This is a genomic window from Sulfitobacter sp. DSM 110093, from assembly GCF_022788715.1.
In the GTDB taxonomy this organism is placed as follows: domain Bacteria; phylum Pseudomonadota; class Alphaproteobacteria; order Rhodobacterales; family Rhodobacteraceae; genus Sulfitobacter.
This window is the reverse complement of record NZ_CP085170.1, coordinates 61,190-87,762: the sequence shown is the minus strand read 5'-3', so window position 1 is coordinate 87,762 and position 26,573 is coordinate 61,190. Positions and strand designations below refer to the sequence as shown.

Sequence of the window (26,573 nt, the reverse complement as noted above, 5' to 3'; positions counted from 1 at the left end):
CGCCCACCGCAGGTGGAAGTTGCATGTGTCAAAAAATATCGCCCGAAAGGCCCGTTCAGACAGGCTGCGCTTCAGATAGTTCGCGTTGCAGCCGGGCTTCTTCGGCGGCCTTTGGCGTAGTGAACCGCGCCAGTAGGAAGTAGGCGACAGGCGTGAGATATAGGGTAGAAAGCGTGGCCATGCCCAAACCGCCGACGATCACCCAACCCAATGCCTCGCGCGCCTCGGCCCCCGCGCCCGAAGACAGGATCAGCGGCACGCCCCCCAACACGGTTGAAGTCATCGTCATCATGACCGGGCGCAGCCGGATCGTCGAAGCGCCAAAGATCGCCTCATGAATATCGGCACCCTGATCGCGTAGCTGATTGGCAAATTCGACGATCAGAATCCCATTCTTTGCCATGATCCCGATCAGCATCACCAAACCAATCTGGCTATAGACGTTCAAGCTTTGCCCCGTCATCAGCAGTGCAAAGATCGCACAGGCCAACCCCAATGGCACTGTCGCCATCACCACGACTGCCGAGATGAAGCTTTCAAACTGCGCGGCAAGCACGAGGAAAACCACAAGAATCGCAAAGCCGAATGTCACAAAAAGCCCCGAGCTGGTCTGATCCAATGCGGCGGCCTCGGCCAAGGGCACGATGAGGTTTTCATCGGCGAGCACTTCATCGCCGATTGCCCGCACTTGCACCAACGCATCACCCAGCGACAGGCCCGGTGTCAGCCCGGCAGAGATCTCGACCGAACGGTTCTGATCTTCACGGTCCAACTCGGGTGCCACTGCGCGTTCCTCTAGCGTCACGAAACTGGCCAGCGAAATCATCTTCCCCGTACCGGATTGCACAAAGACATTCTCAAGGTCGCGCGGGTCGTTCACGGGGTCTGAGGTCGACAGCATCTGCACCCCATAGCTGGTATCATCGATAAACACCGACGCGACCTCCCGCCCATCAAGCATGGCCTGCAAAGCCTGACCCAAACCGGTGATATCAACACCCAAATCGGCGGCCAATGTCCGGTCAATCTGAACGAACAACTGCGGCTGTGTGCGCTCATACTCCAACCGAACCTGCCCCATAGCGGGGTCTGTGCTCAGTCGGTCAACCATAGCCTGTGCAACCTCGGACAGTTGCTCATAGTTGTTCCCAGTGATCGCAAAAGACAGCCCCCGCCCTGCACCGCGAATACCAAGCGAGTTGGGCTGGATCGCAAAAGCCCGCACCCCGACGATGCCGCGCAGCTTGCCGTTCATTTCGCCCACGATCTCATCCTGCGCGCGTTCGCGGTCCGCCCAACCGGCAAGGGTAAACACCATGAACCCCCGATTATCCGCGCCAAATCCGGTGATAGAGAAGATGTTCGTTACCTCTCCGGTTTGCTGAAGCGGGGTGATAAGGTCTTCGATCTCGCGCATTTTGCCTTGGGTATACTCAAGCGACACACCCTGCGGGGCAGTGACGCTGAGCAGAGCAACGGCCCGGTCTTCACGCGGGGTCAGCTCTTGGCGAATTTCGCCTGAGACCAACACCGCCGTCAGCGCCACGAAAGCGGCGATCAGCACCACAACATAGGGCATCGCCAGCGCCCAGCGAAGCGTCGCGGCGTAAAGTCGATAAAGCCAGTTGCCAAGCGCCACCACCGGCCCACGCGGATTTTCGACCGCAGGCCGGGTCAGCAGACGACTGGCCAACACCGGACAAAGGCTGAGCGCCACGACCGATGACAGCATCACCGCGATGGCGAGGGTAAAGCCGAATTCACGGAACAACCCGCCCGCTTGGCCCGGCAGGAAAGACAGCGGAATGAAAACCGCCGCCAGCGTCGCCGTGGTTGTGACCACGGCAAAGAACACTTGTGATGTGCCCAAAACCGCTGCCGCCCGTGGCCCCATGCCTGCCGCACGCTGTCGCACGATGTTTTCCAAAACCACAATCGCATCATCCACCACCATGCCCGTGGCCAGCACCAAGGCGAGAAGGGTCAGGATATTGATCGAAAAACCAACAAGATAGATCGCCGCCAACGTGCCGATCAAGGCAACCGGAAGGGTCAGTGCCGGGATTAGCGTGGCGCGAAAATCACGCAAGAAAATGAAAATCACCGCGACCACGATGCCCACGGCAAAGGCCAGCGTGGACAGCACCTCGCGGATCGACCCTGAGATAAAGGTCGCGTCGTCAGAGGTTACAAAGATCCGCACATCATCGGGCAACGTGTCGTTCAACTCTGCCACCACGGCGCGTACGTCGTCTGAAATTTCCAACGTGTTCGAGGTTGCCTGCCGAATAATTCCGATGCCCAACCCCAATTGCCCGTTCGCGCGTAAGATCGTTTCTCCCTCGGCGGGACCGAGTGTCACCTGAGCAACATCGCCGAGCCGGACATTCTCCTTGATCTCCATCGCCTCAAACGCATGCGTGGTCGCGACGCTGGCTGTCGTGCGCACGTTGATCGACTGGCGGTCCCCCGCCAGATCGCCCGCAGGTGCGTCATAAGCGACATCCGCCAAAGCGCCTTGGATATCACCCAAGGTTAAGCCTCGGCTGGCCAGCTCTAACTGATCAATATCGACGCGGAAAAACGGCTCGCGGTCGCCGTAAACTTGCAAGTCCGCAACCCCGTTGACCGAGATTAGGCGGTCTTCGACCCGTTCCTGCACCAGTTTGGTCAGTTCCTCGGGTGAACGGCCCGTCGACGTCACAGCGATCCGCATCACCGGTTGTGCATTTGCGTCAGCTTTGACGATCTGCGGCTGTTCGGCTCCATCAGGTAGTTGGTTCACGATCCGCGCGACAGCGTCGCGTACATCGGTAGCGGCCACGTCGATATCGGTGCTGTCGTTGAACTCCAGCGTGACCCGACTGCGTCCGAAGCGTGAGTTCGATGATATTGCCCGCACACCGGAAACACGGCCCACCGCGCCTTCAATCCGCCCCGTCAGCTCTTGATCCACAGATTCAGGCGACGCGCCTGAGAATGTCGTGGTAACGGTTACGACGGGCCTGTCGACATTGGGCAATTCGCGAATTTCCGCTCCAAAAAGCGCGGCAATGCCCGCCAGCACGATCAGCGCATTCAACACAAAAGCAAGGATTGGCCGGCGGACGAACAGCGCGGTGCCAGCGCCGGTAGAAGGCGGTGGCGTACCTTCGCCAGATGCCTCGGCGCTCATAGGGTTTTCTTTTCTGCGGGGGCTGCGTCTGACTGCACGCTGCCAGACCGATTGACCTCTCGGACATCGCCGCCTTCGCGCAGGGTTTGCACGCCCTCGGTTACCACGACATCAGCCGCGGTCAGCCCCTCCGACAGGACCAACACGGAACCGCTGTTGCGCTGCGCGATTTCAACCGTGACTTGGTGCGTCTTGCCCTCGCGAACCGTCCAAACAAACGGCCCATCAGAAGACCACTGCACCGCCAACGGAGGGATCGCCAAAAGCGCCTCTCCGACAAATGTGAGGCTAACGGAAAAAGCCATACCAGCACGCAGTTGGTCATCTTCGTTGGGCACCCGGCCCTGCACCAAAAGGGTACGGCTGGCGCGGTCGATCACGCTGTCAATCGCGCTGACTTCGCCCTTAAGCGTTAGATCCCGCATACCAAGAGGAGTAACCGTGATCTCTTTGCCCAAGGCCAATTTGCCGACCACCCGTTCCGGCACGCGGAAATCAATCAGAATTTCGCTGCGGTCGGTGATCGTGGCAAGCTCGTCTTGGGCATTAACGCGGTCGCCTTCCTCAATGTCGGTGATCCCAACCCAGCCAGAGATCGGCGCGAGGATACGGCGTTGGGACAGATCAAACTGCGCTTGGCTCAGGGCGAGTTCAGCGCTTTCCAAGGCCAGTTCAGTCTCACGCAGGCGCACTTCGCTGACCGCGCCGGTGTTTTGCAACCGCTCAACACGCACTTGTTCGGTGCGGGCATTCTCTAGTTGCAATTCGGCCTGTTTTTGCGCAATCCGCTCGGCTTCATTCTCCAACAGAGCGATCACCGTGCCCGCCTCAATCAATTGCCCGGCGGGCAGATTGAGTTCGGTGATAACCCCTACAGCGTTGGACCGCACGGTCACTGACCGGCGTGCGCGGCCGTCCCCGATTGCGGTGATGCGGTCGGCCAACTTCTCCTCGCCCACCTCGGCGGTGACCACCAAAGACGGCCCGCCGCCGCCCCAGCCAGCACCGCCGCCGTCCGCTTCCTCCGGTGCGGGATCAATGCCCAAGAGTTCCAGCAAACCGGTATTGGCCACAAAGGGGCGCGACGCGGGTACATAGGTTAACATCACATAGAGCCCAGCAACGAGAACCAGCAAAAATACGATAAATTGGCGCAGAGATTTCACAAGAGTGCGCTTTCTAATGGCGTTACAAGGCGCATAATTGAGCATTCCCCCAGAAAAGGCACGTCAAATCTGCTTGATCGATGGCCAAGCATTCCACGAGGGAGCCGCTGGCTGATACGACTATGACGCGGAACCATGCCTGGTGGAAGAGCGTCAGGGTTGAATACTAGAAATTACAAATCAGCCGCACATATTTTGGGACCACCGGACCAAGCCAGCCTATGTCGAGGCCGGATTTAAGACCAAGGGGACATTATGCGCGCTACCGTTATGCCACTGGTGACATTGCTATTAGGCTTTTCACTTTTACAGATGAGCAATGGGTTGCAAGGCACGCTCTTGGCCATCCGCGCGGGGCTGGAAGGCTTTGGCGGGGTCACCACGGGCCTAATCATGTCGGGCTTTTTCGCTGGGCTAAGCATCGGCTCATTCGTGGCCCCGCGCCTAATCAGTGGCGTGGGCCATATCCGCACCTTTGCCGCGCTCGCCTCTGTCGCCTCGGCGGCGGCGCTGATGCATCTGGCCTTTATCGATCCGTGGGTCTGGATCGCCGTGCGCTGCCTGACGGGCTTTGCCTTTGCCGGGCTGATCATCGTCACAGAAAGCTGGCTCAATGCGTCGGTCAGTTCAGCACAGCGCGGCAAGTTGCTGGCGGTCTATGGCATGGTCGGCATGGCGTCGGGCGCGGCGGGGCAGTTTTTGCTTAACCTCGGCGATCCGGCTGAATTTATCCTCTTTGTTTTGGTCTCAATCGTGATGTCGCTCGCTTTGGTGCCGATCTCTTTATCGCGGGTCGAAGGGCCGCGTGCCGAAGGCGCACAAGAGCCGCCATCCCTGCGTCGCCTGTGGGGTCTGTCGCCCTATGGGGCGGTAAGCGCGGGGCTGGTGGGTGCCTCTATCGGTACGTTCTATGGGCTGGCACCCCTGTTTGCCCAAGAGATGGGATATGCCCAATCGCGTATCGCGCTGCTGATCGCCGCCTTTACCATTGGCGGGCTGGTCTTGCAGTTTCCGCTCGGTTGGATTTCTGACCGGATGAGCCGCCGTGGCTTGGGTATTGGCCTTGCGGCAGCTGGGGGTGCGCTGATGATGTTGACCCTGCCAATCCCCATTCCATCGGGGAGCATGTTGTTGGTGCTGGGATTTGCCATCGGCGGCTTGGTCCTACCCGCGCAGTCCATCGTCATCGCCCATGTCAACGACCGCGCGCCGGGGTCGGCGGTGGTCGCCGTCTCGGGTGGCTTGGTGCTGATGCAAGGCATCGGCGCGGCAATCGGACCGCTGCTGGCCGGTGTGTTGCTGGATACGCTAGGGCCACGGGGCCTGCCGCTGGCCCTCGGGGCGTTTCAACTTGCGATTGTCGCATGGGGCCTACTGCGCATGACCCTGCGCAGCGATCCTGAAACCCTAGAACGTCACGCCGCGCCGCCGCTGACCCCGAACTTTGTCGAAGGTGAATTGAGCCGCGAGGAATAGCGCGGCTCAGCCTTTTGGCCAGCTCTCGGGCACGTTGCTGCGCAACTCATCCAACCACGGTGTCGCCACAGAGTCCGACGGCGCGCGCCAGTCACCGCGCGGCGACAACGCGCCCCCGGCGCTGACCTTGGGCCCATTCGGCAAGGCCGAGCGTTTGAACTGGCTGGTGGCAAAGAACCGGTGCAGGAATTTCTCGAGCCAATGGCGGATCGTTTCGAGGTCATAGGCATTGCGTTTGGCCTGCGGGAAGCCATCCGGCCAGCGCCCCTGTTCGGTATTATGCCAAGCGTGCCACGCCAGAAAGGCCACCTTTGATGGCGCGAGCCCGTAGCGCATCGTGTGAAAGAGGAAGAAGTCGTTCAACTCATAGGGGCCGATCATCGCCTCGGTGCTTTGAATTTCCTCACCCTCTCCGGCGGGGACCAGTTCGGGGGAAATTTCGGTCTCTAATATGGCGTCAAGCACCTTATCCGTCTCAGCGTCGAACTGGCCCGAACGGCTGGACCAGCGGATCAGATATTGGATCAACGTCTTCGGCACCCCGGTGTTCACGGCATAATGGCTCATCTGGTCGCCCACACCGTAGGTACACCAGCCAAGCGCCAACTCGCTCAGATCACCTGTACCGATGACAAAGCCTTGCCGCTGGTTGGCCAACCGGAAGAGGTAATCCGTGCGCAGCCCGGCCTGCACGTTCTCAAAGGTGATGTCATAGACCGGCTCCCCGTCTGAGAACGGGTGATCCATGTCTTCTAGCATCTGCCGCGCGGCTGGCCGGATGTCGATCTCATCGGCGCTGATGCCCATAGCGCGCATCAGTTTCCATGCGTTCGACTTCGTGCCCTCGGATGTGGCAAAGCCGGGCATGGTGAACCCTAAAATACGGTCGCGCGAGATGCCCATACGGTCACAGGCCTTGGCCGCCACGATCAGCGCATGGGTGGAATCGAGCCCGCCAGAAATGCCGATCACCATGGTCTTGCTCTTGGTCGCCTCGAACCGGCGGCGCAGGCCTTCAACCTGAATGTTGAACGCTTCATAGCAATCTTGATCCAGATGACTTTCGCGGTTCGGCACATAGGGGAAACGGCGCACCGGACGTTGCAGGCCTGCGTTTTCATAGTGCGGCTGATGGGTGAATGTTACCCGGCGGAATGTAGGTGCGCGGTGCCGGGCGGCGTCATGGAAACTGCCCGTTCGCATCCGCTCTGATTGAATGCGGCCGCAGTCCACATCGGCGATGGTCAGTTCAGGCTCCAGCGGAAAGCGGGTTGATTCCGCCAGCAGATCGCCCAATTCGTGGATCATGCCCTGCCCGTCCCAAGCCAGATCAGTCGTGCTCTCACCCGGACCGGCAGCGGAATAAACGTAAGCGGCAAAGGCGCGCATGGATTGCGACCGGCACAGAAGGTGGCGGTCAGACGATTTGCCGATCACGATGTTGGACGCCGAAAGGTTGGCGAGGATCAACGCCCCCCCAAGTGCGGCATCCGACGAGGGCGGCGCGGGGGTCCAAAGGTCTTCGCAGATCTCGGAATGGAAGATAAGGCCGGGCAGATCCGTCGCTTCAAAAATCAGATCATCGCCAAAGGGTACGCGACGCCCCGCCACGGTGATCTCTCCGCTGGTGTCACGGCCATGGGCGAACCAGCGCTTCTCATAGAACTCGCGGTAGTTTGGCAGGTAGGATTTCGGCACCACGCCTAACACCGCCCCGCGCGAGATTGCGATGGCACAGTTGTAAAGCCGCCCCTCGCGGCGCAACGGCGCCCCAAGTAGGATCACCGGCGTCATCTCGGCGCTGGCCTCAATCAATACAGCAAGGGCGTCTTCAACAGCATGCAGCAGCGCGTCCTGCATATGCAGATCGTCAATAGCATAGGAGGAAAGCGACAGTTCCGGGCAAACCAATAGATCGACGCGCGCCGCATCTGCACGGCGCATTTCCTCCAGCAGGCTATCACGGTTAAACGTCACATCGGCAGGCCGCACCCGCGGTGTGCAGGTGGCCACGCGGACAAAGCCATGACAGTGGTAGGCGGTAAAGGCGTCGGCTTGGCTCGTGCTCACGTCAGGGTTTCCTTCAATATCGTCATTTGGCAGCGTTCTAGGGTTATGGCGCGGCAGATTGACCCGATGAACCTTGTTACACCCTTCGCGTGCAAGCGCAAAATGCATGGGTTTCTCTTCGGTCTTCACGCGGGGCGTCTGATAGGGCTGTACATTGACCCAACCTCGCCTGCCTGCTTAACATTGCAAGAAATCAATCCGCGCGCATCCATAGACAGGACCAAAAGCGATGATCGACCTTTATACATGGACCACCCCAAACGGCCGCAAGGTCTCAATCCTACTCGAAGAATTAGGGATCGACTACAACGTGCATGCCATCAATATCGGCAAAGATGAACAGCACGCCCCCGCGTTTCTAAAGATCAGCCCCAACAACAAGATCCCCGCCATCGTCGATCATGAGGCCGGGGTCAGCTTGATGGAATCCGGCGCGATCATGTGGTATCTGGCCGAGAAACATGGCCGCTTCTTGCCCGAAGGTCAGGCGGCGCGGGCAGAGGTGATGCAATGGCTAATGTGGCAAATGGGCGGTTTCGGCCCCATGGCCGGACAAGCGCATCATTTCTTGCATTTCAACCCCGGCAAAGCCGCCTATGCCGAAGAGCGGTTCGGCGCTGAGGTCGAACGCCTCTACTCCGTGCTCGACAAACAACTTGAAGGGCGCGACCATATCTGCGGCGAATATTCGATCGCGGATATGGCCTGCTGGCCTTGGGTTTCGCGCTATGAATGGCAGCAGATTGACCTTGCTGACTATCCTAATGTGCGTGCGTGGTACCAACGCCTGCGGGCGCGGGACGCGGTGCAAAAAGGCTACCATGTCCCCAAAGTGATGGGCGACATCCCCGAAGGGTAAACGCGCCCACTCCGCGCCCTTTGCAGGACTGCAACGTGGGCGGGAACCATCTTATAAGTTGAACGGTTGCACTCGCATGGGAAGTGCTGCCGTTCGCGCAAGCTGCCCGGTCCATGAATGGGGAGTGAGTCGTGACGCTTGATTTGATGGTTTTTCATATTGCCAGTTGTCGGGCCCTGTCATGAACGGTGCGCCGCGTTTCGATCCATTCCCGCCCGCATCCCAAGTTAACGTTTTGAACGATGCCGCCAGACATGCGTTGCACGCGTCAGCACGGAAAGAGGAAACCGGCGAGCGGCCCATCGGCACATCTATCGCCATTCTTCGTGACGCCGGACTGATGCAGGAGGACGGCGCGACCACGCCGCTGCGCACCGTTCACGCGCTGATGCAGATCGGCGCGGCCAATCTTAGTGTCGGGCGGTTGTGGGAGGGCCATGTAAACGCGCTGCGACTCATCCGTTTGTACGGCAATACCGCGCAAGCAAGCCACGCTATAGAACTGGCGCGGCATGGCGGCCTTTTGGGGGTATGGGGCGCAGATGGTCACAAACCTGCTATGATTAGCGACGGTGCGTTGCAGGGCGAAAAGGTTTTTGCCTCAGGCCTTGGCACTGTCACCCATGCGCTCATTTCGGTGAACTCTGGCCCCGAAGTACAACTGGCGCTGATTGACGTGACCGACCCGCAACGCGGCGATGCTTCGCAATGGAATATGTTGGGCATGCAGGCCACGGCCTCGGGCAAATACGACCTTTCCGGCATAGCCGTCACTGAGGAAAACCTTATCGGCGCCCCTGGCGACTATTTGAAAGAGCCGCATTTTGTCGGTGGGGTTTGGCGGATAGCAGCACTTCAGGCCGGTGCCGCGGCAGGGCTGATTGACGCGGCGGCAACCGCTCTTCGCGACATGGACCGGTTAGAGGCTGACGCCCAACTGGCACGGCTGATGCAGGTATTGATGCGTGTCTGGGCCGGGATGGCATTGGCGGAACGCGCAGCACTTGCCAGTTTGGATAACGCCCCAGAAGAGACCATCGTTAGCACCTCAATCGCCGCACGGATTTATACCGAGGAAGTCGCTTTGGAGGCGATCAAGGCGGTGGAACAAAGCCTCGGCTTGCGACACTTCGCGGCAGCATCCGAAACTGGGCGCATGGCGCGTGACCTGTCGGTTTACCTGCGCCAAGCCGCACGGGATGCGTTTTTGCAACGCGCCGCACGCCATGCCCTTTCCAGCGAAGAAACAATCTGGGGGGTCTTTAAATGAGCGGAAACTCAGCCCTCCACCAAGCCCTCTCGGGCCACGAGAAGATCGTGGTTCTGGCCCCTCATCCTGATGACGAAACCCTTGCATGTGGAGGCTTGCTCGCCCGTGCCTTCGCGGATGCAGGCGCGCATGTGATCTGCCTGACCGACGGCAGCGCCAGCCATCCGTCCTCGGTTAACTGGCCACCAGCGCGATTGGCCGCTGAACGCCACATTGAGTTGGTCAAAGCAGTTGAAATCTTGGGCGGCACGGCTGACGACGTGACATGGCTCGGCTTGCCCGACAGCCGCCTGCATGAGGTCGCTGGAACCGAAGTATTGGCAGCGCTTACCGACGTGATCGACAGACACAAAGCAAAGCACGTCTTTGTGCCGTCCCGCGAAGACAAGCATTGCGACCATCAAACCACGGCGCAGAATGCCGAAAGCCTGCGGGGAAAGCGGCCCGACCTGCATTTCCACAGCTACCCGGTCTGGAGCCGTTGGGACGATCCAGAGTTTGCACAAAACACCGCGCAATATGACCCTATCCGCCTCGATATCTCTTCGGTACGTGAGGCCAAGATCGCGGGGCTCCGGGCCCATCGCAGCCAGCTTGGACAGATCGTGCAGGACGACCCCGACGGCTTTGTCTTGCCCGAAGCCATGTTCGACCTCTTTGCCCAGAACGACGAAATTTTCTGGAGGATGCCGTGATGGGTGTGGGGTTGGATCACCTGCAAGGGCTTTATGCACAAACCAGCGATCCTTGGGGGTTTGAACATAGCGCTTATGAACAAGCCAAGTTTGCAGCAACCCGTGCGGCGCTGTCACAAAGCGGATACCGCTCGGCCTTTGAGTTTGGTTGCGGCAACGGTCAATTGGCGCGGCATCTAATCGACCTCTGCGCGCGCTATACCGGGATGGACGCGGTAGATACTGCCTTGCGCGCCGCGCGGCAGGCGGTTCCCCAAGGCCGGTTCGTTCAGGGCTTCTACCCCGGCCCCCTGCCAGAGGGCGATTTTGACCTGCTGATCCTGTCAGAGGTGCTGTATTTTCTTGATCACGCGGGGCTGGAACAACTGGCAACCGACATTCAGGCCCGATGGCCAGAGGCCGAGATCATCTGTGTGACATGGCTTGGCCCCACCGGAAATCCGCTTCAGGGAAAGGAGGCGATGCAAGGATTTGCACAAGCAATTGCAACCCATGATTTCGCCCGCCTGAGCCAAACCGACGACTACCGCATCGACCGGGCACTACCAAGGAGGCGCGAATGAGTTTCGAGCGCTGCAAGGATACCGCGATTATCATCCCCGCCCGCAATGAGGCAGAGCGGATTGGCGATTGCCTCACCGCGCTGGCACCGCAGTGCACCGACCGGGTCCGTGTGATACTTGTAGTGAACAACACCGACGATGACACTGGCGCAGTAGCGCAGGCCATCGCTTCGCATCACAGTCTTGATTTGACCGTTCTTGACCTCACCTTCGCCCCCGGCATGGGAGTTGGTGCTGCCAGACAGCGCGGCTCCGCCTTGGCGTTAGAACAGATGCCCCACCTGCGCCACATCCTGACAACCGACGCTGATTGCCGTGTCAGCCCCGATTGGATCGCGCAGAGCCTTCACCATCTGCAACGAGTTGATGCCATCTGTGGCAAAGTTACGTTGAACCCCAAAGAGGCCGACTGCTTGGCCGGATTAGACCCGCATTTACACCACTATGAAGTTGCTTACCGCGAATTGGTGATTGAGCTCTACGCCCGCAATGCCCCCAATTGTGCCGATCTGCGCGGAAGTCACGGTGGGGCCCCCGGTGCCAGCCTTGGTTTCACCCGCGACGCCTATGAAACCGTTGGCGGCTTTGCCCCAATCCCCTGCGGTGAAGACCGTCAGATAATCCGCGCCTTGAGGGCGTTGGGAAAATCGGTGCTTCATGCGGATGATATTTGGGTCGAAGCCTCATGCCGCCTTGTCGGGCGGGCCGAAGGCGGCATGGCCGATACATTACGCGACAGGCTTGCCGGAGTGGATTATCTGGCCGACGACTGCCTGCCCAATGCAACACTTCTGCTTCACCAGCTACGCCAGGGCGCGCTGGCAGTCTGGCCCCCGCAAGTACCGCCCTCTCAGCGTGTGCGCGTACGCGACCTACCTACACATATAGCGGTATTGTCGTCATTTCTGCACAGGCAGGCAGACGGGTCTACATCCACCGACCATCCGGTCCCAGACCATTTTCGGCCCGTCGAGAATTTTCGCGAACTGACTGCAAATGCTAGGGAACCCTCGGCTCTCGGGGAGGTTGAACTCTCGTAGGGGCAGGCAATTGCTCCCCGTTATTGGGCGGCTATTTCGGCCCGCCATACATTAGCAACAAATCCTCCCGATTATTTCCGGGGGCGCTGTGGAGAAAGATCATGACAGACAAAGAACTTGGCAAAGGCGGCGACCCCCGCCAGCAAACCACGGACCGCGAAAAGACAATGACGACCGCGCAGGGCGGTCCGATCGCGGATGATCAGAACTCGCTCAAAGCAGGCCCGCGCGGCCCGGTCCTGATGGAAGACCACGTTTTTCGCGAAAAGATGTTCCACTTCGATCACGAGCGCATTCCAGAGCGCGTCGTTCATGCGCGCGGCTACGGGGTGCATGGGCATTTCGAACTGAAAGAAGCGATCCCCGAACTCTCTTCCGCCGATATTTTCCAGCGCGTCGGTGAAAAGACCCCGACCTTCACCCGTTTCTCCACCGTGGCAGGCAACAAAGGCTCTTTCGATCTGGCCCGCGACGTGCGCGGCTTTGCGACGAAGTTCTATACCAAAGAGGGCAACTGGGACCTCGTTGGCAACAACATCCCCGTTTTCTTTATCCAAGACGCGATCAAGTTCCCCGATCTCATCCACTCCGTCAAACCCGCCCCCGACCGCGGCTTCCCGCAGGCGCAGTCGGCGCATGACAACTTCTGGGATTTCGTCTCGCTCTCGCCTGAAGCGATCCATATGACGGTTTGGCAGATGTCCGACCGGGCGATCCCGCGCTCTTTCCGCTTCATGGAGGGGTTCGGTGTCCATACCTTTCGACTGGTCAACGCCGAGGGGAAATCTCATTACGTCAAGTTCCACTGGAAGCCAAAGCAGGGTGTGCAATCGGTGGTTTGGAACGAGGCGCTCAAAATCAACGGCGCGGACCCTGACTTCCACCGCCGTGACATGTGGGATGCCATCGACGCGGGCGACTACCCACAATGGGATCTGGGCATTCAGGTCTTTGACGACGAATTCGCCGACAAGTTCGAGTTCGACATCCTCGACGCGACCAAACTGATTCCCGAAGAACAGGTACCGGTGCGCATCATCGGCACGCTGACGCTGGATGCCAACGTCGACAACTTCTTTGCCGAGACAGAGCAGGTGGCCTTTTGCACACAGAACATTGTGCGCGGAATCGACCACACCAACGACCCACTGCTGCAAGGGCGGAATTTCTCTTACCTCGACACACAGATCAAACGTCTCGGTGGGCCGAACTTCACCCATATTCCGATCAACGCGCCGAAATGCCCGTTCCATCACTTCCAGCAAGACGGCCATATGGCGATGCACAATCCCAAGGGCCGCGTGAACTATGAGCCGAACAGCTGGGGCGACGATGGCGGCCCGCGTGAGAACCCCGAGATTGGGTTCAAAAGCTACCCCGAAGAGGTCAGCGGCACCAAGCAGCGCGTCCGGTCCGAGACCTTTGCCGACCACTACAGCCAAGCGCGGCAGTTCTACATCAGCCAGACCGAGATCGAGCAGCAGCATATCGCGGCGGCCTACACTTTCGAGCTGTCGAAATGTCAGGAAGAGCGCATTCGCCTAAGGATGTTGTCGCATCTGATGAACGTGCATGACGATCTGGCCAAACAAGTGGCCGAAGGTCTCGGCGTGACCGAGATGCCGGAACCCGCGACCCCGGCCCGTACGCCAATCACCGATTTGCCTGCTTCTGACGCGCTGAGCATTTTAAAAAACCCGCCAAACACCTTTGCAGGCCGAAAGCTGGGCCTGTTCCTCACGAATGGCGCCGATGTGGCGGTGGTCGAAGCGCTTGAAAAAGCCTTTGCCGATGAAGGCGCGATGGTCGCGATCGTGACGCCGCATATCCAAGGGGTTACCCTGTCCGATGGCAGCACCAGAGCGGCGGATGAAAAGATCGACGGCGGACCGTCAGTTGTGTTTGATGCCGTGGCATTGGTCTTCGGCGAAGAGAAAGCCGATCAGATCGCCAAGAACAAACCTTCGCAGGACTTCGTCTCTGACGCCTTTGCCCATAACAAGTTCATCGCCTGGACCAAAGCCGCCGACCCGCTGCTTAGCGCCGCAGGCGTAGAGAAGGACGAAGGCACCACAGAAATCTCTTCCGACAACGCCGGTGGCTTCCTTCAAACTTGCCGCAAGCTGCGCTTTTGGGAGCGCGAGGAAAAGCTGAACTGGGAATAATCCGTTAATGGTCGGGGCAGCGATGCCCCGGCCTTCTTAACTAGCGGCGATGGACTTGTGATGATGGCGAAATCGCATTCGCGGTGTCTTGAAGGCGCGGCAAAATCTCGGCCCTAATCCGCTCGCGGGTCCAGGTGTGCGATGATACCGAACATTGAACAGCCGCAAAGGCCCGCCCATCAGGGCCGGTGATCGGGCAGGCGACGCCGATCTCTGACAAAATCATCTGATCGCTGGAGATCGCATAGCCCTGCTGCACGGCCTCATTAACACTTAGGCGGATTATATCGCGGTCGAGCGTTGTGCGCGCGGTAAAGGCTTTGAGCGGCCAAGTTTCAATCGCCTCTTCCCGGTCTTCGGGCGAGAATGTCGAGATGATCGCCCGCCCCGCCGATGTCGAAAGCGCAGGCAGCCGCCGCCCGATCACCGTAGCTGCGAAATAAGTGCGCTGGCACGGCAAACGGCTGACGTAGATGATATGATCCGTGGAAAGCTCGGCCAGATTCACCGTTTCGCCGATCTCTTGACTAAGGTCGATCAGCTTGGGAATCGCCTGCCCGACCAGTTGATCCGACCAGTAATAGGCATAAGCCAATTCAAGCCACGCGTGGGACGGCCGAAACCGGCGGGTACCCGGATCTTTGTCCAGCATCCCTTCGATATGCAGCGTATTTGCAAGACGTTGCACCGCGCTTTTGTCCAGCCCGCTACGCTCTGCCAGTTCTACCAGTGACAATTCCGTATGCGATTCATCAAAAGCACGGAGCAGCCGAAGCCCTTTGGCGAGCGATCCAACGTAAAGAGTATTTTGCTTCTTTTCCAATCACCTGCCCCGAAAAATTACCCCGATGTTCAAACCGGGGCTTGACGCTTGCCAAGCTGTTTGCGTTTAATAATCGTATAGCGATATCAAGTATTATTATATGATACGCTTCGCAAGGTAAAAACCATACGAAACCAAATTCGTAAACCAACAGGGAGCTGACTATGAAATCTACGGTCCTGAAATCAACCATCACCGGGCTTATCCTCGCCGCTACGTCGGGCACCGCCTGGGCAGACAAGGCTGACGACACGCTGAATGTTGCCTTCACCAAAGAGCTTGAGAACGTCGACAGCTATTTCAACTCATCGCGCGAAGGCGTTGTTTTGCAGCGCGCGGTTTGGGACGGATTGATCTACCGCGATCCAGTCAGCAACGAATACATGGGGAACCTCGCCACCGAATGGGAGTGGATCGACGACACGACCATCGAATTTAAACTGCGCGAAGGTGTGAAATTCCACGATGGCTCTGACTTCAGCGCCGACGACGTGGTATTTACCGTTAACTACGTCGCCGACGAAGCCAATGGCGTAAAAACACAGCGCAATGTGAACTGGATGAAATCGGCCGAGAAGGTCGACGACTTCACCGTGCGCATCATGCTGAAAGAGAACTTCCCGGCTGCGATTGAATTTCTTTCTGGCCCCGTGTCGATGTACCCCAGCGACTACTACGAAGAAGCCGGCCCCGAGGGCATGGGTCTGAAACCGGTCGGCACTGGCCCCTACAAAGTGACCGAAGTTGTCCCCGGCCAGCACTTCAAACTGGAAGCCTATGACGGCTACCACGACAGCCCCAAGGGCAAGCCTAGCATCAAGAACGTAGATATCCGCACGATCCCAGATGTGAACACGCAGATGGCGGAACTGTTCAGCGGATCGCTTGATCTGATCTGGCAGGTGCCTTCGGACCAAGCCGAGAAACTAGCCGCGCGGGACGAGTTTCAGGTCTCCAACGAATCCACCATGCGTGTAGGTTATCTGACGCTGGATGCAGCGGGTCGTTCGGAAGACAGCCCCTTCACCGACGTTCGTGTGCGCAAAGCAGTGAACTATGCGATCAACCGTCAGGAACTGGTCGACGCGCTGCTCAAAGGTAAGTCCAAAGTCGTCTACACCCCCTGCTTCCCCAGCCAGTTCGGCTGTGACGAAGACGCGGCGGTCGAATATGAGTACAACCCCGAGAAAGCCAAGGAACTGCTGGCCGAGGCAGGCTATGAAGACGGCCTGACCATCGACTTCTACGCCTACCGCGACCGTGAATATGCCGAGGCGATCACCAGCTATCTGAACGCCGTGGGCATCGATACCAACTTCAAAATGTTGCAGTATTCCGCCCTGCGCGAGCAGAACATGAAGGGCGAAACCGTCGTGTCGTTCCAGACATGGGGCAGCTATTCGATCAACGACGCCTCTGCCATGGTCAGCCAGTTCTTCAAACATGGCTCACTTGACTATGCGATGGACGATGAGACGCTGGAATACCTCAACATCGCCGACAGCTCGACCGATGAAGCGGTGCGCAAAGAGAACTACACCAAGGCGATCGAACGCATCACCGAGGAAGCCTATTGGGCGCCGATGTTCTCCTACAACACCAACTACGTGACCACCAACGAGGTGGAGTACACGCCCACAGCCGACGAAGTTCTGCGCTTCACCACGGTTAGCTGGAAGTAAACCAACCGGCAGGGGCGCCATGACCGGTGCCCCTGCCATTGCCTTTTCCGCACCCCACCCAGACCCACGCGGCAGGCCCTCCGCCTGCGGCGCAGCCTCAAGGTAGTTGCACCCGTGCTTCAATTTATTCTCAAACGATTGGGACTGGCCATTCTTGTGGCCTTCACCGTGTCGTTTATCAGCTTCAGCCTGCTGTTCCTGTCGGGCGATCCCGCCGCAGCACTTGCGGGCGAAACCGCCAGTGGCGAAGATATCGAGGCCCTGCGCCGCCTCTATGGTTTTGACCGTCCGATGCTGGTGCAATATGGCGAATGGCTGTTTTCGGCCATGCAGGGCGATTTCGGCGAGAGCTACTATTTCCGCCTGCCGGTTGCCTCGCTCATCGCCGACCGCCTGAGCGTGACGATGATACTGGGCGTCTGCGGCATCACCTTCGCGCTGCTGACTGCCGTGCCGCTTGGCGTGATTGCCGCGATCCGCCTCAATTCGATCATTGACCGTGTGGCCCTGTTCATCTCGGTCGCGGGCCAAGCGATGCCGAGCTTCTGGTTCGGTCTGATCCTCATTGTGGTTTTCGCCATCCAACTTGGCTGGCTGCCGCCCTCGGGCACCGAGACTTGGCGTCATTTCATTCTGCCGACCATCGTGCTGGGCTACTACGCGATGCCCGCGATCATGCGCCTGACCCGGGCAGGCATGCTGGATGTGCTGAACTCTGACTACATCCGCACCGCGCGGGCCAAGGGTGCCAATGAAACCCGCGTGCTGTTCCGCCATGCGCTGCGCAACGCGATCATCCCGGTGGTGAGCCTTGCCGCCGTACAAATGGGTTTCATGCTGGGCGGCTCCATCGTGGTTGAATCGATTTTCGCCCTGCATGGCGCGGGCTATCTGGCGTGGGAAAGCATTGCGCGCAACGACCTGCCCACCGTGCAGGCGCTGATCCTGATTTTCTCGATGTTCTACATCGTTTTCACCTTCCTCGCAGACGTGCTCAACGCATGGCTCGACCCCCGCATGAGGAGCAGCTGACATGATCACCGCTGGTACACATGACAGCCTTTTGGATGAAATCACGGGCCCGACACCCGGCCAAATGCTGCGCAAGCGCGTCTTTGGGCACCAAGGTCTCCTGATCGGGGCGATCGTTCTAATCATCCTCACGATCATCGCGATCCTCGCCCCTTGGATCGCACCACATGACCCCTATGCGCAAAGCCTGATGACCCGGATGGAGCCGCCTGCGTTCCTTGGCGGCGATTGGGAACATCCCTTGGGCACCGACCACCTTGGCCGCGATTACCTGTCGCGCCTGATTTACGGTGCGCGGATTTCACTGTTGATCGGGGCCGTGGCGGCGTTGATCTCAGGCGTGATTGGCACGGCCATGGGCGTCGCTGCGGGCTACTTCGGTGGCAAAGTCGATGCGGTCGTGACCTTCCTGATCAACGTACGTCTGGCGATGCCGGTGGTGCTGGTGGCCCTCGCGGTCGTGGCGATCCTTGGCGGCTCGCTTCAGGTCGTGATCGGCGTTCTGGGTCTGCTGCTCTGGGATCGTTTCGCCGTGGTGATGCGCGCCTCGACCATGCAGGTGCGGCGGCGCGAATACGTGGCGGCGGCTCAGGTCATCGGTGCCTCGACCCCGCGCATCCTTTTGTCTGAGATCATGCCCAATATCGCCAACAACCTGATCGTCGTCGTAACGCTGGAAATGGCCCATGCGATCTTGCTCGAGGCGGCACTGTCCTTCCTTGGCCTCGGTGTGCAACCGCCAACGCCGAGCTGGGGGCTGATGGTCTCTGAAGGCAAAAACATGATGCTGTTCGAGCCTTGGCTCGTCCTGATCCCCGGCGCTGTCCTTTTCGTGCTGGTGCTGGCGATCAACCTGATGGGCGATGGTCTGCGCGACGTGACCGCCCCCGAAAACCGGAGCTGACCCATGACAGAACCTCTTTTGAGTGTCCGCAACCTGCGGCTCGACATTCCCACGGGCGGCGGCACCCTGCATGCGGTGCGTGGGATCGACTTTGATCTTAACCGTGGCGAAACCCTCTGCATCGTCGGCGAAAGCGGGTCGGGCAAATCGCTCACCTCGCTCGCGCTGATGGGGCTCTTGGGCAAATCTATCAAGCGAAACGCGGATCGGATGACCTTTGATGGCACCGAGCTGACCACCGCCAGCCAAGGCCAGATGCGCAAACTGCGCGGGGCGCGGATGGCGATGATCTTCCAAGAGCCGATGACCTCGCTCAACCCCGCCTATACGATCGGCGACCAACTGGCCGAGGCGCTGTTGCTGCACCGCAAGGTCAGCCGCCAACAGGCCCGCGCACGGGCGATTGAACTGCTGGAAAAAGTCGGCATCACCGCCGCAGAGAGCCGTCTGTCGCAGTATCCGCACCAGCTCTCGGGCGGACTGCGCCAACGCGTGATGATCGCCATGGCGCTGATGTGCGAGCCGGAACTGATCATCGCGGATGAGCCGACAACGGCGCTCGATGTGACCATTCAGGCGCAGATCCTGCGGCTGCTGCACGATCTGGGACGCGAGATGAACATGGCCGTGATCCTGATCACCCACGACCTTGGCGTCGTGGCGCGGGTCGCCGACAAGGTCGCCGTGATGTACGCGGGCGAGTTGGTTGAGACCGGCCCGGTGGGCGATATCTTCAACGCGCCTTCCCATCCTTACACCCGCGGCTTGCTGCGCTGCATTCCCCTGCCCGGCAAGACCGACCGCGGCGCGAAACTGGGGACCATTCCGGGCATCGTGCCCTCGCTGGTGGGCGAGGTCGAAGGCTGCGTCTTCCGCACCCGTTGCCCCCATGCGGTGGCCGAATGCCGCGGCGACATCCCGAAAAGAGAGGACGGCAACCACGCCTTCCGCTGCATTTTCCCCGATGGCAAACGCCATTCCGAGAAGGAGCTGACCGTATGAAGGACAGCGTAAACACCCCCCCGGTGCTGGAGCTTTCGGGCGTCAGCAAGACCTACCGGGTGAAACAGGGCATGTTCGGCAAGGTCAAACCGCTGACGGCTGTGAACGACGTATCGCTGCAATTGGGCAAAGGCGAAGTGCTGGGGCTGGTCGGCGAATCCGGTTGCGGTAAATCCACCCTCGCCAAGATCCTTTTGGGGCTGGAACAGCCCACCGCCGGTCACGTCAAGATCGACGGCGAAGAGATCACGCAGCAGGGCCGTCTGGCGCTGGCGCGGCGCATTCAGCCGATCTTTCAAGACCCTTATTCCTCGCTCAACCCGCGCAAAAGCATCTATGATGTGATCTCTCTGCCGCTGCGGGTGCATGGCATCGGGGATGAGGCCAGCCGCAAGAAGAAGGTCAAAGAGATCCTCGACGTTGTCGGCCTGCCGCAGCGGGTGATGAACACCTACCCCAGCCAAATGTCGGGCGGCCAGCGGCAGCGTGTGGCGATTGCCCGCGCGCTTATCATGAAGCCCGAAGTGGTGATCTGCGACGAGCCAACCTCGGCACTGGATGTGTCGGTGCAGAGCCAGATCCTCAACCTATTGGGCGAGCTGCGCGAGGAGTTTGGCCTGACCTATCTTTTCATCAGTCACGACCTCGCGGTGGTCGAACACCTCGCGACCCGCGTGGCGGTGATGTATCTGGGCGAGATCGTAGAGCAGAACTCGGTCGCCGGGCTTTTTGACGCGCCGCGTCATCCCTACACCAAGGCGCTTTTGAAATCCGTGCTGACACCCGAGCCGGGCTTGGGCGTGCCAGACACGCAGCTCGGCATGGCCTATCCAAACCCAATTGCGCCGCCGTCGGGCTGCCATTTTCACCCCCGTTGCCCCCGCGCGACAGAGCATTGCAAGGTCGAAGCGCCGCGCCACATCCCGATCCCTCAGGGCCATGTCGCTTGCCATCTGCACGATCCGCTCTCGCCCATGTACGAACAGGAGTAACCGAATGTCCCTTAACCTGTCGCACAGTTCGCAGACCCGTAAGGTCGTCATCGAAACCGAACATGGCGTCGTTGCGGCCCAGCACCGGCTTGCCGCACTTGCCGGGGCCGAAGTGCTGGCGGCAGGGGGCGATGCGGTGGATGCCGCCGTCGCCACATCATTTGTCATCGGTGTGTTGGAGCCGTGGATGAGCGGCCCTGCCGGCGGCGGGGCCATGATGCTTTGGCGCGCCGAAGAAGGTCAGGCCCATGCGCTGAACCACGGCATGCGCAGCCCCGGCGCGCTTGACCCTGCGAACTATCCGCTCAGCGGACGCGGCAAGGCAGGCGATCTGTTCCCATGGGAGCATGTCGAAGGCGACCGCAACGTGCAGGGTGCAACCGCGATTGCCGTGCCGGGTGTGGTCGATGGGCTGGGCCAAGCACATGATCGCTTTGGCAAGATACCCTGGGGTGAACTGCTGTCGCCCGCGATTGACCATGCGCGCAAGGGTCTGCTGGTTGATTGGTACGCCGCGTTGATCATCGCATCTTGCACGCGTGCCCTTGCCCAAGACGCTGATGCCGCTGCACTGTTCCTTGAGGACGGACAATGGCCAACGATCAGCGGCTGGACCGCGCTGGCCGAAAAGCGGCTGGATCAGTCGCGCATGGCCGACAGCCTTGATCAGATGGCGCGGCATGGCGCGCGCACGCTGTATGACGGTGATCTTGGCGCCGCGATGGCGCAGGATGTGCAAGACAAAGGGGGCTCTCTGTCGCGCGAAGACCTCCACGCCTACCGCGCCGAATTCCACGCGCCGCTTGATTTTGCCTACCGTGATGCACGTTTCCATGTGGTGCCGGGCCTTACTGCCGGGCCGACCTTCCGCGATACATTTGCGTCACTGGAGACCGAAGACCTCGGCAGCGCTCCCGGCCCCGACAGTTATGCCGCGATGGCTGCGGCGCTGAAAGGCGCTTACGCACAACGGCTCGGATCAATGGGCGACAGCGGCGAAAGTCCCGAGGCCCCGGGCTGCACCACGCATTTCTCGGTCGTCGACCGTCACGGCAATATGGTCGCACAAACCCAGACACTGCTGTCGATCTTCGGCTCGCGCGTCGTCTCCCCCTCCACCGGATTTTTAATGAATAACGGCATCATGTGGTTCGATCCAGTACAGGGCCGCCCAAACTCGCTCGGCCCGAACAAACGCTGCTTGATGAACGTCTGCCCGGTGATCGGCGAACAGGGTGAAAAACGCTTTGCCTTCGGTGCCTCCGGCGGGCGCAAGATCCTCGGCGCGGTTGCGCAGTTGTCGTCCTTCGTCACCGATTTCGACATGTCGCTGGAAGACAGCTTTCACGCGCCCCGGATCGACGCTTCGGACGTGAACCAACTCATCGCCGACGAAGACCTGCCGCGCGATGTGCTGGACCGTCTGCGCGAAGACAACACTGTTGCCGAAACAAAGCGCACGATCTTCCCCTATGCCTTTGCCTGCCCCGCTGGGGTGATGCGCAAGGGGGAGCGCAATTCGGGCTGCACAGAAATCATGACCCCCTGGGGCGACGCCGTTTCCGAAGATATGACAAAGGACAATTGAACATGAGCCGCGACAGCGCGATTAAAGCGATCTCTTCGTATTTCGACGAAGGAATCTTCCAATCGGAACTGGCCAACCTCGTCTCTTATGAGACGGAAAGCCAGAACCCAGACCAGGCCCCTGAGCTAAAGCGTTATCTGATTGAAACGATGGAGCCGCGCCTGACCGCGATGGATTTCGTCTGTAGCTTTCACGACAACCCCGATCCACGCGGCGGCCCGTTCCTTGTGGGCGAGCGCCACGAGGGCGACGATCTGCCCACAGTGCTGACCTATGGCCACGGCGACGTGATCCGCGCCCAGACCGACCAGTGGCGCGAGGGGCTGCATCCGTTCAAATTGGTTGAGGAAGGCGACAAACTGTATGGCCGCGGCACCGCCGACAACAAAGGCCAACACCTGATCAATATCGCCGCTCTCGAGGCCGTGCTGAAAACGCGCGGCAAGCTGGGGTTCAACTGCCGCATCGTGATTGAGATGAGCGAAGAGACCGGCAGCGCGGGTCTGCCTGAGTTCTTCACCGAACACCGCGAGAAGCTGACGGCGGATGTGTTGATCGCCTCGGACGGGCCGCGCCTGCAACCCGATGTGCCGACCATGTTCATGGGCTCACGCGGCGGGGTCTCTTTTGATCTGATCATCGACAAACGCGACGGGGCGCATCACTCGGGCAATTGGGGTGGCTTGCTGGCCGATCCGGCGATGATCTTGGCCCAAGCGCTGGCGACCATCACCGACAAACGCGGGCAAATCCAGATCGCGGAATGGCGGCCCGACAGCCTGACCCCCTCGGTCCGCGCGGCGTTGAAAGACCTGCCGATCGAAAGCGATGACGGCCCCGCCATCGACACCGACTGGGGCGAAGAAGACCTGACCCCGGTCGAGCGCGCCTATGGCTGGAACAGCTTTGCCATTCTTGCGATGAAAAGCGGTGTCCCCGAAGCGCCGGTCAACGCGATCTCGGCCCATGCAACTGCCACTTGCCAATTGCGCTATGTGGTCGGCACCGATCCCGAAGACATCTTGCCCGCCCTACGCCGGCACCTTGACAAACACGGGTTTGAGGAGGTGCGGATCGAGCCGCACGACCGCGGGTTCTTCCGCGCCACGCGGTTGGATGCAGATCACCCTTGGGTCAAGTTCGTCGCGGAGTCTTTGACAAAGAGCGCGGGCAAAGCGCCGCATATCCTGCCGAACCTTGCAGGGTCACTACCCAACGACAGTTTCAGCGACATTCTGGGTCTGCCCACCGTTTGGGTGCCGCATTCCTATCGCAGCTGTTCGCAGCACGCGCCGGATGAACATGTGCTGAAACCCGTCTGCCGCGATGCGCTGCGCGTAATGGCGGGCGTGTTCTGGGACTTGGGCGACGGCAATACCCCGCCGCGCGAAAAATAGAGAATATTGCGGGCGGGGGCGTATCGCCCCTGCCCGTCGTTTACATCGCTGCGCGAATACAGGCTTCAAGGACGTCTTGGCTCAGGTCGCAGGGGTTGGCCCGCATAGAGGAAGACGTCGCTGCCTCACGCGCGGTCTTACTCAGGTCAGCGTCTTGGGAAATCCAACGGTTCAGACGGTCGACCTCCCATTCATCAAGCAGGTCCGCGAGGGCGTTGAACGTGCCAGTTTCCGGCAGATCAAACCCCTCTGCCAGCCATGTTTGCACCTCAGAGAAACGCGCGGATGACCCGAGCATATCACTATTGGCCGCCAGCACCGGCCCCAAAAGACGCCCACAGATCACCCCATGCGGCGCGCCAAACTGTCCACCGATCACACCGGCCAGCCCATGGACTGCGCCGAGGCCCGCATTCGCCAGCGCCAGACCACCCGACAGGCTGATATAAGCCATCGCATCCCGCGCGACAGGGTCTTCACCCGCTGCCAGACGTTTGAGCGCGGCAATCCCCTGTGGAATCGCGGCACGGCAGAGCGCATCGCTGAGCGGGTTGGCTTTGCTTGAAAGATAGGGCTCGATCACCTGCACCAACGCATCAAGGCCCGACCCCAATGTCACGCCGCGCGGCGCACCATCCGTCAGCGCAGGATCGACCAAGGCCAAACGCGGCAGCATTCGGTCGTCACGCAGGCTGACTTTTCGCGCGGACTCAGGGACGCTGATGACCGCGTTTTTCGTGACCTCTGCCCCGGTGCCTGACGTGGTCGGGATCGCGATCATTGGCAGTGGATCAGCCTTTAGCGGTTTTCCGGCGCCCACGACTTCGAGATGCTCCATCACGTCGCAATCCGAAGGGATCAGCGCCGCTGCGGCTTTGGCAAGGTCGATGACCGCCCCGCCGCCAACGCCAAGCACGACATCCGCCCCGCGCCCAGCCAGCACGGCGGCGCGCACGTCTTCGACCGATGGCTCACCACTGCGGCGCACTTGGGTCACGTTGCATCCGGTCGCCGTTAACGCTCGCGCCAGATCATCGACCCATGCGACAGAACTGCCGCGCAACAGCAGGACTTGTCGGCCGTAACGCCCCGCGGCGGTGACCGCCTCGGCCGCGACACCACGGCCAAAACGGATATGTCCGGCAGTGGCGAAACCGAAGGGGGCAAGCGTCTCCATCAGAATTGCAACGTCGCTTGAACGGCACGCTGCCAAGCGCCGTATTTCTCTTCGCGGGTGGTTTCATCCATCTGCGTTTCAAACCGTCGATCAAGCGCCCACTCGCGTGCAAAGCCTTCCATGTCCGGATAGATCCGCGCCCGTTGTCCCGCCAGCCATGCCGCACCAAGCGCCGTGGTTTCCAGCACGTCAGGCCGATCAACCGAAGCGCCGATCACGTCGGACAGGAACTGCATCGCCCAGTCACTGGCACTCATCCCGCCGTCGACACGTAGGGTGGCAATCTCACCCGATTGCCCTTGCGCGTCCCAATCCGCCTGCATCGCCTCTAGCAAATCGCGGGTCTGGTAGCCGACGCTTTCCAGTGCCGCGCGGGCAAGTTCAGCAGGGCCGGAGTTGCGCGTGAGCCCATAGATCGCGCCGCGACATTCGGCGTTCCAATAGGGCGCGCCGAGGCCGACAAAGGCGGGGACCAGCACGACGTTTTGATGCGGGTCGGCTTGCTCGGCCAGCCCTTGGGTCTCGCTTGCCTCCCGGATCATTTTCAGCCCGTCGCGCAGCCATTGCACCACGGCACCGGCAACGAAGATCGAGCCTTCGAGCGCATAGGTCGGCTTGCCGTCGAGTTGATAGGCAATGGTGGTGAGCAGCCGATTGGTCGAGGTCACCGCCGTCTCGCCCGTATTCAGCAGCGCAAAACAGCCCGTGCCGTAGGTCGATTTCATCATGCCGGGCTGGAAACAGGCTTGGCCAATGGTCGCCGCCTGCTGGTCTCCTGCCACACCAAGGATCGGAATCTCGCGGCCAAAAAGGTCAGGTCGTGTGGTGCCGAAATCCGCGGCGCAGTCTTTGACCTCGGGCAGCATCTCGACAGGAATGTCGAACATTTTGCAGATCGTCGTGCTCCACCGGCCCTTGTGAATGTCATAGAGCATGGTGCGCGCGGCGTTGGTGGCATCGGTCACATGGCGCGCGCCGCCGGTGAGTTTCCAGATCAGGTAGCTGTCGACCGTGCCGAAAAGCAACTCGCCCGCTTGTGCGCGGTCGCGCGCCCCGTCGACGTTATCCAAAATCCATTTCAGCTTGGTGCCGGAGAAATACGGATCAGCCAGCAGGCCCGTGCGTTCAGTGATGATCTTGTCATCGCCACTCTCGCGTAAGGCGCGGCAGAAATCGGCAGTGCGGCGGTCTTGCCAAACGATGGCGTTATAAACTGGCTGGCCGGTCTTGGCGTCCCAGACCAGCGTCGTCTCACGTTGGTTGGTGATGCCAATGGCGGTGATGTCATCGGGGCGCAGGCCCGCCTTTTCAATCACCGCGCGGCAGGTGCCCGCAGTGGTCGACCACAGATCCCCGGGATCATGCTCAACCCAGCCGGAACGGGGAAAATGCTGCGGAAACTCTTCTTGGGCGGTGGCCGTCACCGACATGTTACTGTCAAAGATGATCGCCCGTGAGGACGTGGTTCCCTGATCAATGGCGAGGATATGGGTCATG

Annotated in this window: 20 protein-coding genes; 14 read left to right on the top strand and 6 right to left on the bottom strand. The window is 60.1% G+C overall.

All coding sequences use genetic code 11. The features are described 5' to 3' along the window. Window positions 1–55 precede the first annotated feature (55 nt). A complete protein-coding gene (locus DSM110093_RS19875) occupies window positions 56–3,175 on the bottom strand; it encodes an efflux RND transporter permease subunit (RefSeq protein ID WP_243268434.1) in 3,120 nt (1,039 codons plus the stop codon). Beyond that, entirely contained in the window at window positions 3,172–4,341 is a 1,170-nt protein-coding gene (locus DSM110093_RS19870) for an efflux RND transporter periplasmic adaptor subunit (protein ID WP_243268432.1), read from the bottom strand. Before DSM110093_RS19870 ends, DSM110093_RS19875 begins: the two co-directional genes overlap by 4 nt. A 255-nt stretch (window positions 4,342–4,596) precedes the next feature. Here DSM110093_RS19870 and DSM110093_RS19865 point away from each other — a divergent pair, with 255 nt between their 5' ends. Next, on the top strand, window positions 4,597–5,817 hold the full coding sequence (locus DSM110093_RS19865) for an MFS transporter (protein WP_243268430.1): 1,221 nt from the start codon (window positions 4,597–4,599) through the stop codon (window positions 5,815–5,817). Window positions 5,818–5,823: 6 nt separating this feature from the next. On the opposite strand, the gene DSM110093_RS19860 is transcribed toward DSM110093_RS19865, so the two are convergent. Further along, entirely contained in the window at window positions 5,824–7,887 is a 2,064-nt protein-coding gene (locus DSM110093_RS19860) for an NAD(+) synthase (RefSeq protein WP_243268428.1), read from the bottom strand. Window positions 7,888–8,116: 229 nt separating this feature from the next. Between DSM110093_RS19860 and DSM110093_RS19855 the strand changes: the two genes are divergently transcribed. From DSM110093_RS19855 to DSM110093_RS19830, 6 genes are all read left to right on the top strand, one after another. Then, window positions 8,117–8,746 (top strand): glutathione S-transferase N-terminal domain-containing protein, encoded by a 630-nt coding sequence (locus tag DSM110093_RS19855; RefSeq protein ID WP_243268427.1) that lies wholly within the window; start codon window positions 8,117–8,119, stop codon window positions 8,744–8,746. Between the two features lie 181 nt (window positions 8,747–8,927). Next, window positions 8,928–10,016 carry an acyl-CoA dehydrogenase gene (locus DSM110093_RS19850; RefSeq protein WP_243268425.1) on the top strand — a complete coding sequence of 363 codons (1,089 nt, stop codon included), beginning with the start codon at window positions 8,928–8,930 and terminating at the stop codon, window positions 10,014–10,016. After that, window positions 10,013–10,711: a PIG-L deacetylase family protein gene (locus DSM110093_RS19845; RefSeq protein WP_243268424.1), complete on the top strand. Its 699-nt coding sequence runs from the start codon at window positions 10,013–10,015 to the stop codon at window positions 10,709–10,711. The genes DSM110093_RS19850 and DSM110093_RS19845 overlap by 4 nt, the downstream gene beginning before the upstream one ends. Next, complete coding sequence (locus DSM110093_RS19840; protein ID WP_243268422.1) at window positions 10,711–11,274, top strand: methyltransferase domain-containing protein; 564 nt, start codon at window positions 10,711–10,713, stop codon at window positions 11,272–11,274. Before DSM110093_RS19845 ends, DSM110093_RS19840 begins: the two co-directional genes overlap by 1 nt. Next, on the top strand, window positions 11,271–12,314 hold the full coding sequence (locus DSM110093_RS19835; RefSeq protein WP_243268420.1) for a glycosyltransferase family A protein: 1,044 nt from the start codon (window positions 11,271–11,273) through the stop codon (window positions 12,312–12,314). The genes DSM110093_RS19840 and DSM110093_RS19835 overlap by 4 nt, the downstream gene beginning before the upstream one ends. Before the next feature lie 101 nt (window positions 12,315–12,415). Next, entirely contained in the window at window positions 12,416–14,479 is a 2,064-nt protein-coding gene (locus tag DSM110093_RS19830; RefSeq protein ID WP_243268419.1) for a catalase, read from the top strand. Window positions 14,480–14,519: 40 nt separating this feature from the next. On the opposite strand, the gene DSM110093_RS19825 is transcribed toward DSM110093_RS19830, so the two are convergent. Continuing rightward, window positions 14,520–15,302: an IclR family transcriptional regulator gene (locus DSM110093_RS19825; RefSeq protein WP_243268417.1), complete on the bottom strand. Its 783-nt coding sequence runs from the start codon at window positions 15,300–15,302 to the stop codon at window positions 14,520–14,522. Between the two features lie 164 nt (window positions 15,303–15,466). On the opposite strand from DSM110093_RS19825, the gene DSM110093_RS19820 reads away from it, so the two are divergent. The 7 genes from DSM110093_RS19820 to DSM110093_RS19790 all read left to right on the top strand — a co-directional run bounded on the left by DSM110093_RS19820 (window position 15,467) and on the right by DSM110093_RS19790 (window position 23,899). Next, the gene (locus DSM110093_RS19820; RefSeq protein ID WP_243268416.1) at window positions 15,467–16,984 is read left to right on the top strand and encodes an ABC transporter substrate-binding protein; all 1,518 of its coding nucleotides are present in this window, start codon (window positions 15,467–15,469) and stop codon (window positions 16,982–16,984) included. Between the two features lie 114 nt (window positions 16,985–17,098). Beyond that, window positions 17,099–18,016 (top strand): ABC transporter permease, encoded by a 918-nt coding sequence (locus DSM110093_RS19815; protein ID WP_243268413.1) that lies wholly within the window; start codon window positions 17,099–17,101, stop codon window positions 18,014–18,016. Window position 18,017: 1 nt separating this feature from the next. Continuing rightward, window positions 18,018–18,920, top strand: coding sequence for an ABC transporter permease (locus tag DSM110093_RS19810; RefSeq protein ID WP_243268412.1), 903 nt, complete (start codon window positions 18,018–18,020; stop codon window positions 18,918–18,920). 3 nt (window positions 18,921–18,923) lie between these two features. Then, window positions 18,924–19,922, top strand: coding sequence for an ABC transporter ATP-binding protein (locus DSM110093_RS19805; protein ID WP_243268409.1), 999 nt, complete (start codon window positions 18,924–18,926; stop codon window positions 19,920–19,922). Then, a complete protein-coding gene (locus DSM110093_RS19800) occupies window positions 19,919–20,914 on the top strand; it encodes an oligopeptide/dipeptide ABC transporter ATP-binding protein (protein ID WP_243268408.1) in 996 nt (331 codons plus the stop codon). Before DSM110093_RS19805 ends, DSM110093_RS19800 begins: the two co-directional genes overlap by 4 nt. 4 nt (window positions 20,915–20,918) lie before the next feature. Continuing rightward, window positions 20,919–22,502 carry a gamma-glutamyltransferase gene (locus DSM110093_RS19795; RefSeq protein WP_243268407.1) on the top strand — a complete coding sequence of 528 codons (1,584 nt, stop codon included), beginning with the start codon at window positions 20,919–20,921 and terminating at the stop codon, window positions 22,500–22,502. Window positions 22,503–22,504: 2 nt separating this feature from the next. Next, window positions 22,505–23,899 carry a M20 family metallopeptidase gene (locus DSM110093_RS19790; protein WP_243268406.1) on the top strand — a complete coding sequence of 465 codons (1,395 nt, stop codon included), beginning with the start codon at window positions 22,505–22,507 and terminating at the stop codon, window positions 23,897–23,899. 40 nt (window positions 23,900–23,939) lie between these two features. On the opposite strand, the gene DSM110093_RS19785 is transcribed toward DSM110093_RS19790, so the two are convergent. Continuing rightward, window positions 23,940–25,076: an iron-containing alcohol dehydrogenase gene (locus DSM110093_RS19785; RefSeq protein WP_243268405.1), complete on the bottom strand. Its 1,137-nt coding sequence runs from the start codon at window positions 25,074–25,076 to the stop codon at window positions 23,940–23,942. Continuing rightward, complete coding sequence (gene glpK, locus DSM110093_RS19780; RefSeq protein ID WP_243268403.1) at window positions 25,076–26,572, bottom strand: glycerol kinase GlpK; 1,497 nt, start codon at window positions 26,570–26,572, stop codon at window positions 25,076–25,078. The genes DSM110093_RS19785 and glpK overlap by 1 nt, the downstream gene beginning before the upstream one ends. Window position 26,573: the final 1 nt, after the last annotated feature.

Excerpts from the sequence above, each read along its gene's own strand:
- DSM110093_RS19875 (WP_243268434.1), bottom strand. The coding sequence starts at position 3,175 with ATGAGCGCCGAGGCATCTGGCGAAGGTACGCCACCGCCTTCTACCGGC.
- DSM110093_RS19865 (WP_243268430.1), top strand. The coding sequence starts at position 4,597 with ATGCGCGCTACCGTTATGCCACTGGTGACATTGCTATTAGGCTTTTCA.
- DSM110093_RS19855 (WP_243268427.1), top strand. The coding sequence starts at position 8,117 with ATGATCGACCTTTATACATGGACCACCCCAAACGGCCGCAAGGTCTCA.
- DSM110093_RS19850 (WP_243268425.1), top strand. The coding sequence starts at position 8,928 with ATGAACGGTGCGCCGCGTTTCGATCCATTCCCGCCCGCATCCCAAGTT.
- DSM110093_RS19845 (WP_243268424.1), top strand. The coding sequence starts at position 10,013 with ATGAGCGGAAACTCAGCCCTCCACCAAGCCCTCTCGGGCCACGAGAAG.
- DSM110093_RS19840 (WP_243268422.1), top strand. The coding sequence starts at position 10,711 with ATGGGTGTGGGGTTGGATCACCTGCAAGGGCTTTATGCACAAACCAGC.
- DSM110093_RS19835 (WP_243268420.1), top strand. The coding sequence starts at position 11,271 with ATGAGTTTCGAGCGCTGCAAGGATACCGCGATTATCATCCCCGCCCGC.
- DSM110093_RS19830 (WP_243268419.1), top strand. The coding sequence starts at position 12,416 with ATGACAGACAAAGAACTTGGCAAAGGCGGCGACCCCCGCCAGCAAACC.
- DSM110093_RS19820 (WP_243268416.1), top strand. The coding sequence starts at position 15,467 with ATGAAATCTACGGTCCTGAAATCAACCATCACCGGGCTTATCCTCGCC.
- DSM110093_RS19810 (WP_243268412.1), top strand. The coding sequence starts at position 18,018 with ATGATCACCGCTGGTACACATGACAGCCTTTTGGATGAAATCACGGGC.
- DSM110093_RS19805 (WP_243268409.1), top strand. The coding sequence starts at position 18,924 with ATGACAGAACCTCTTTTGAGTGTCCGCAACCTGCGGCTCGACATTCCC.
- DSM110093_RS19800 (WP_243268408.1), top strand. The coding sequence starts at position 19,919 with ATGAAGGACAGCGTAAACACCCCCCCGGTGCTGGAGCTTTCGGGCGTC.
- DSM110093_RS19795 (WP_243268407.1), top strand. The coding sequence starts at position 20,919 with ATGTCCCTTAACCTGTCGCACAGTTCGCAGACCCGTAAGGTCGTCATC.
- DSM110093_RS19790 (WP_243268406.1), top strand. The coding sequence starts at position 22,505 with ATGAGCCGCGACAGCGCGATTAAAGCGATCTCTTCGTATTTCGACGAA.
- DSM110093_RS19785 (WP_243268405.1), bottom strand. The coding sequence starts at position 25,076 with ATGGAGACGCTTGCCCCCTTCGGTTTCGCCACTGCCGGACATATCCGT.
- glpK (WP_243268403.1), bottom strand. The coding sequence starts at position 26,572 with ATGACCCATATCCTCGCCATTGATCAGGGAACCACGTCCTCACGGGCG.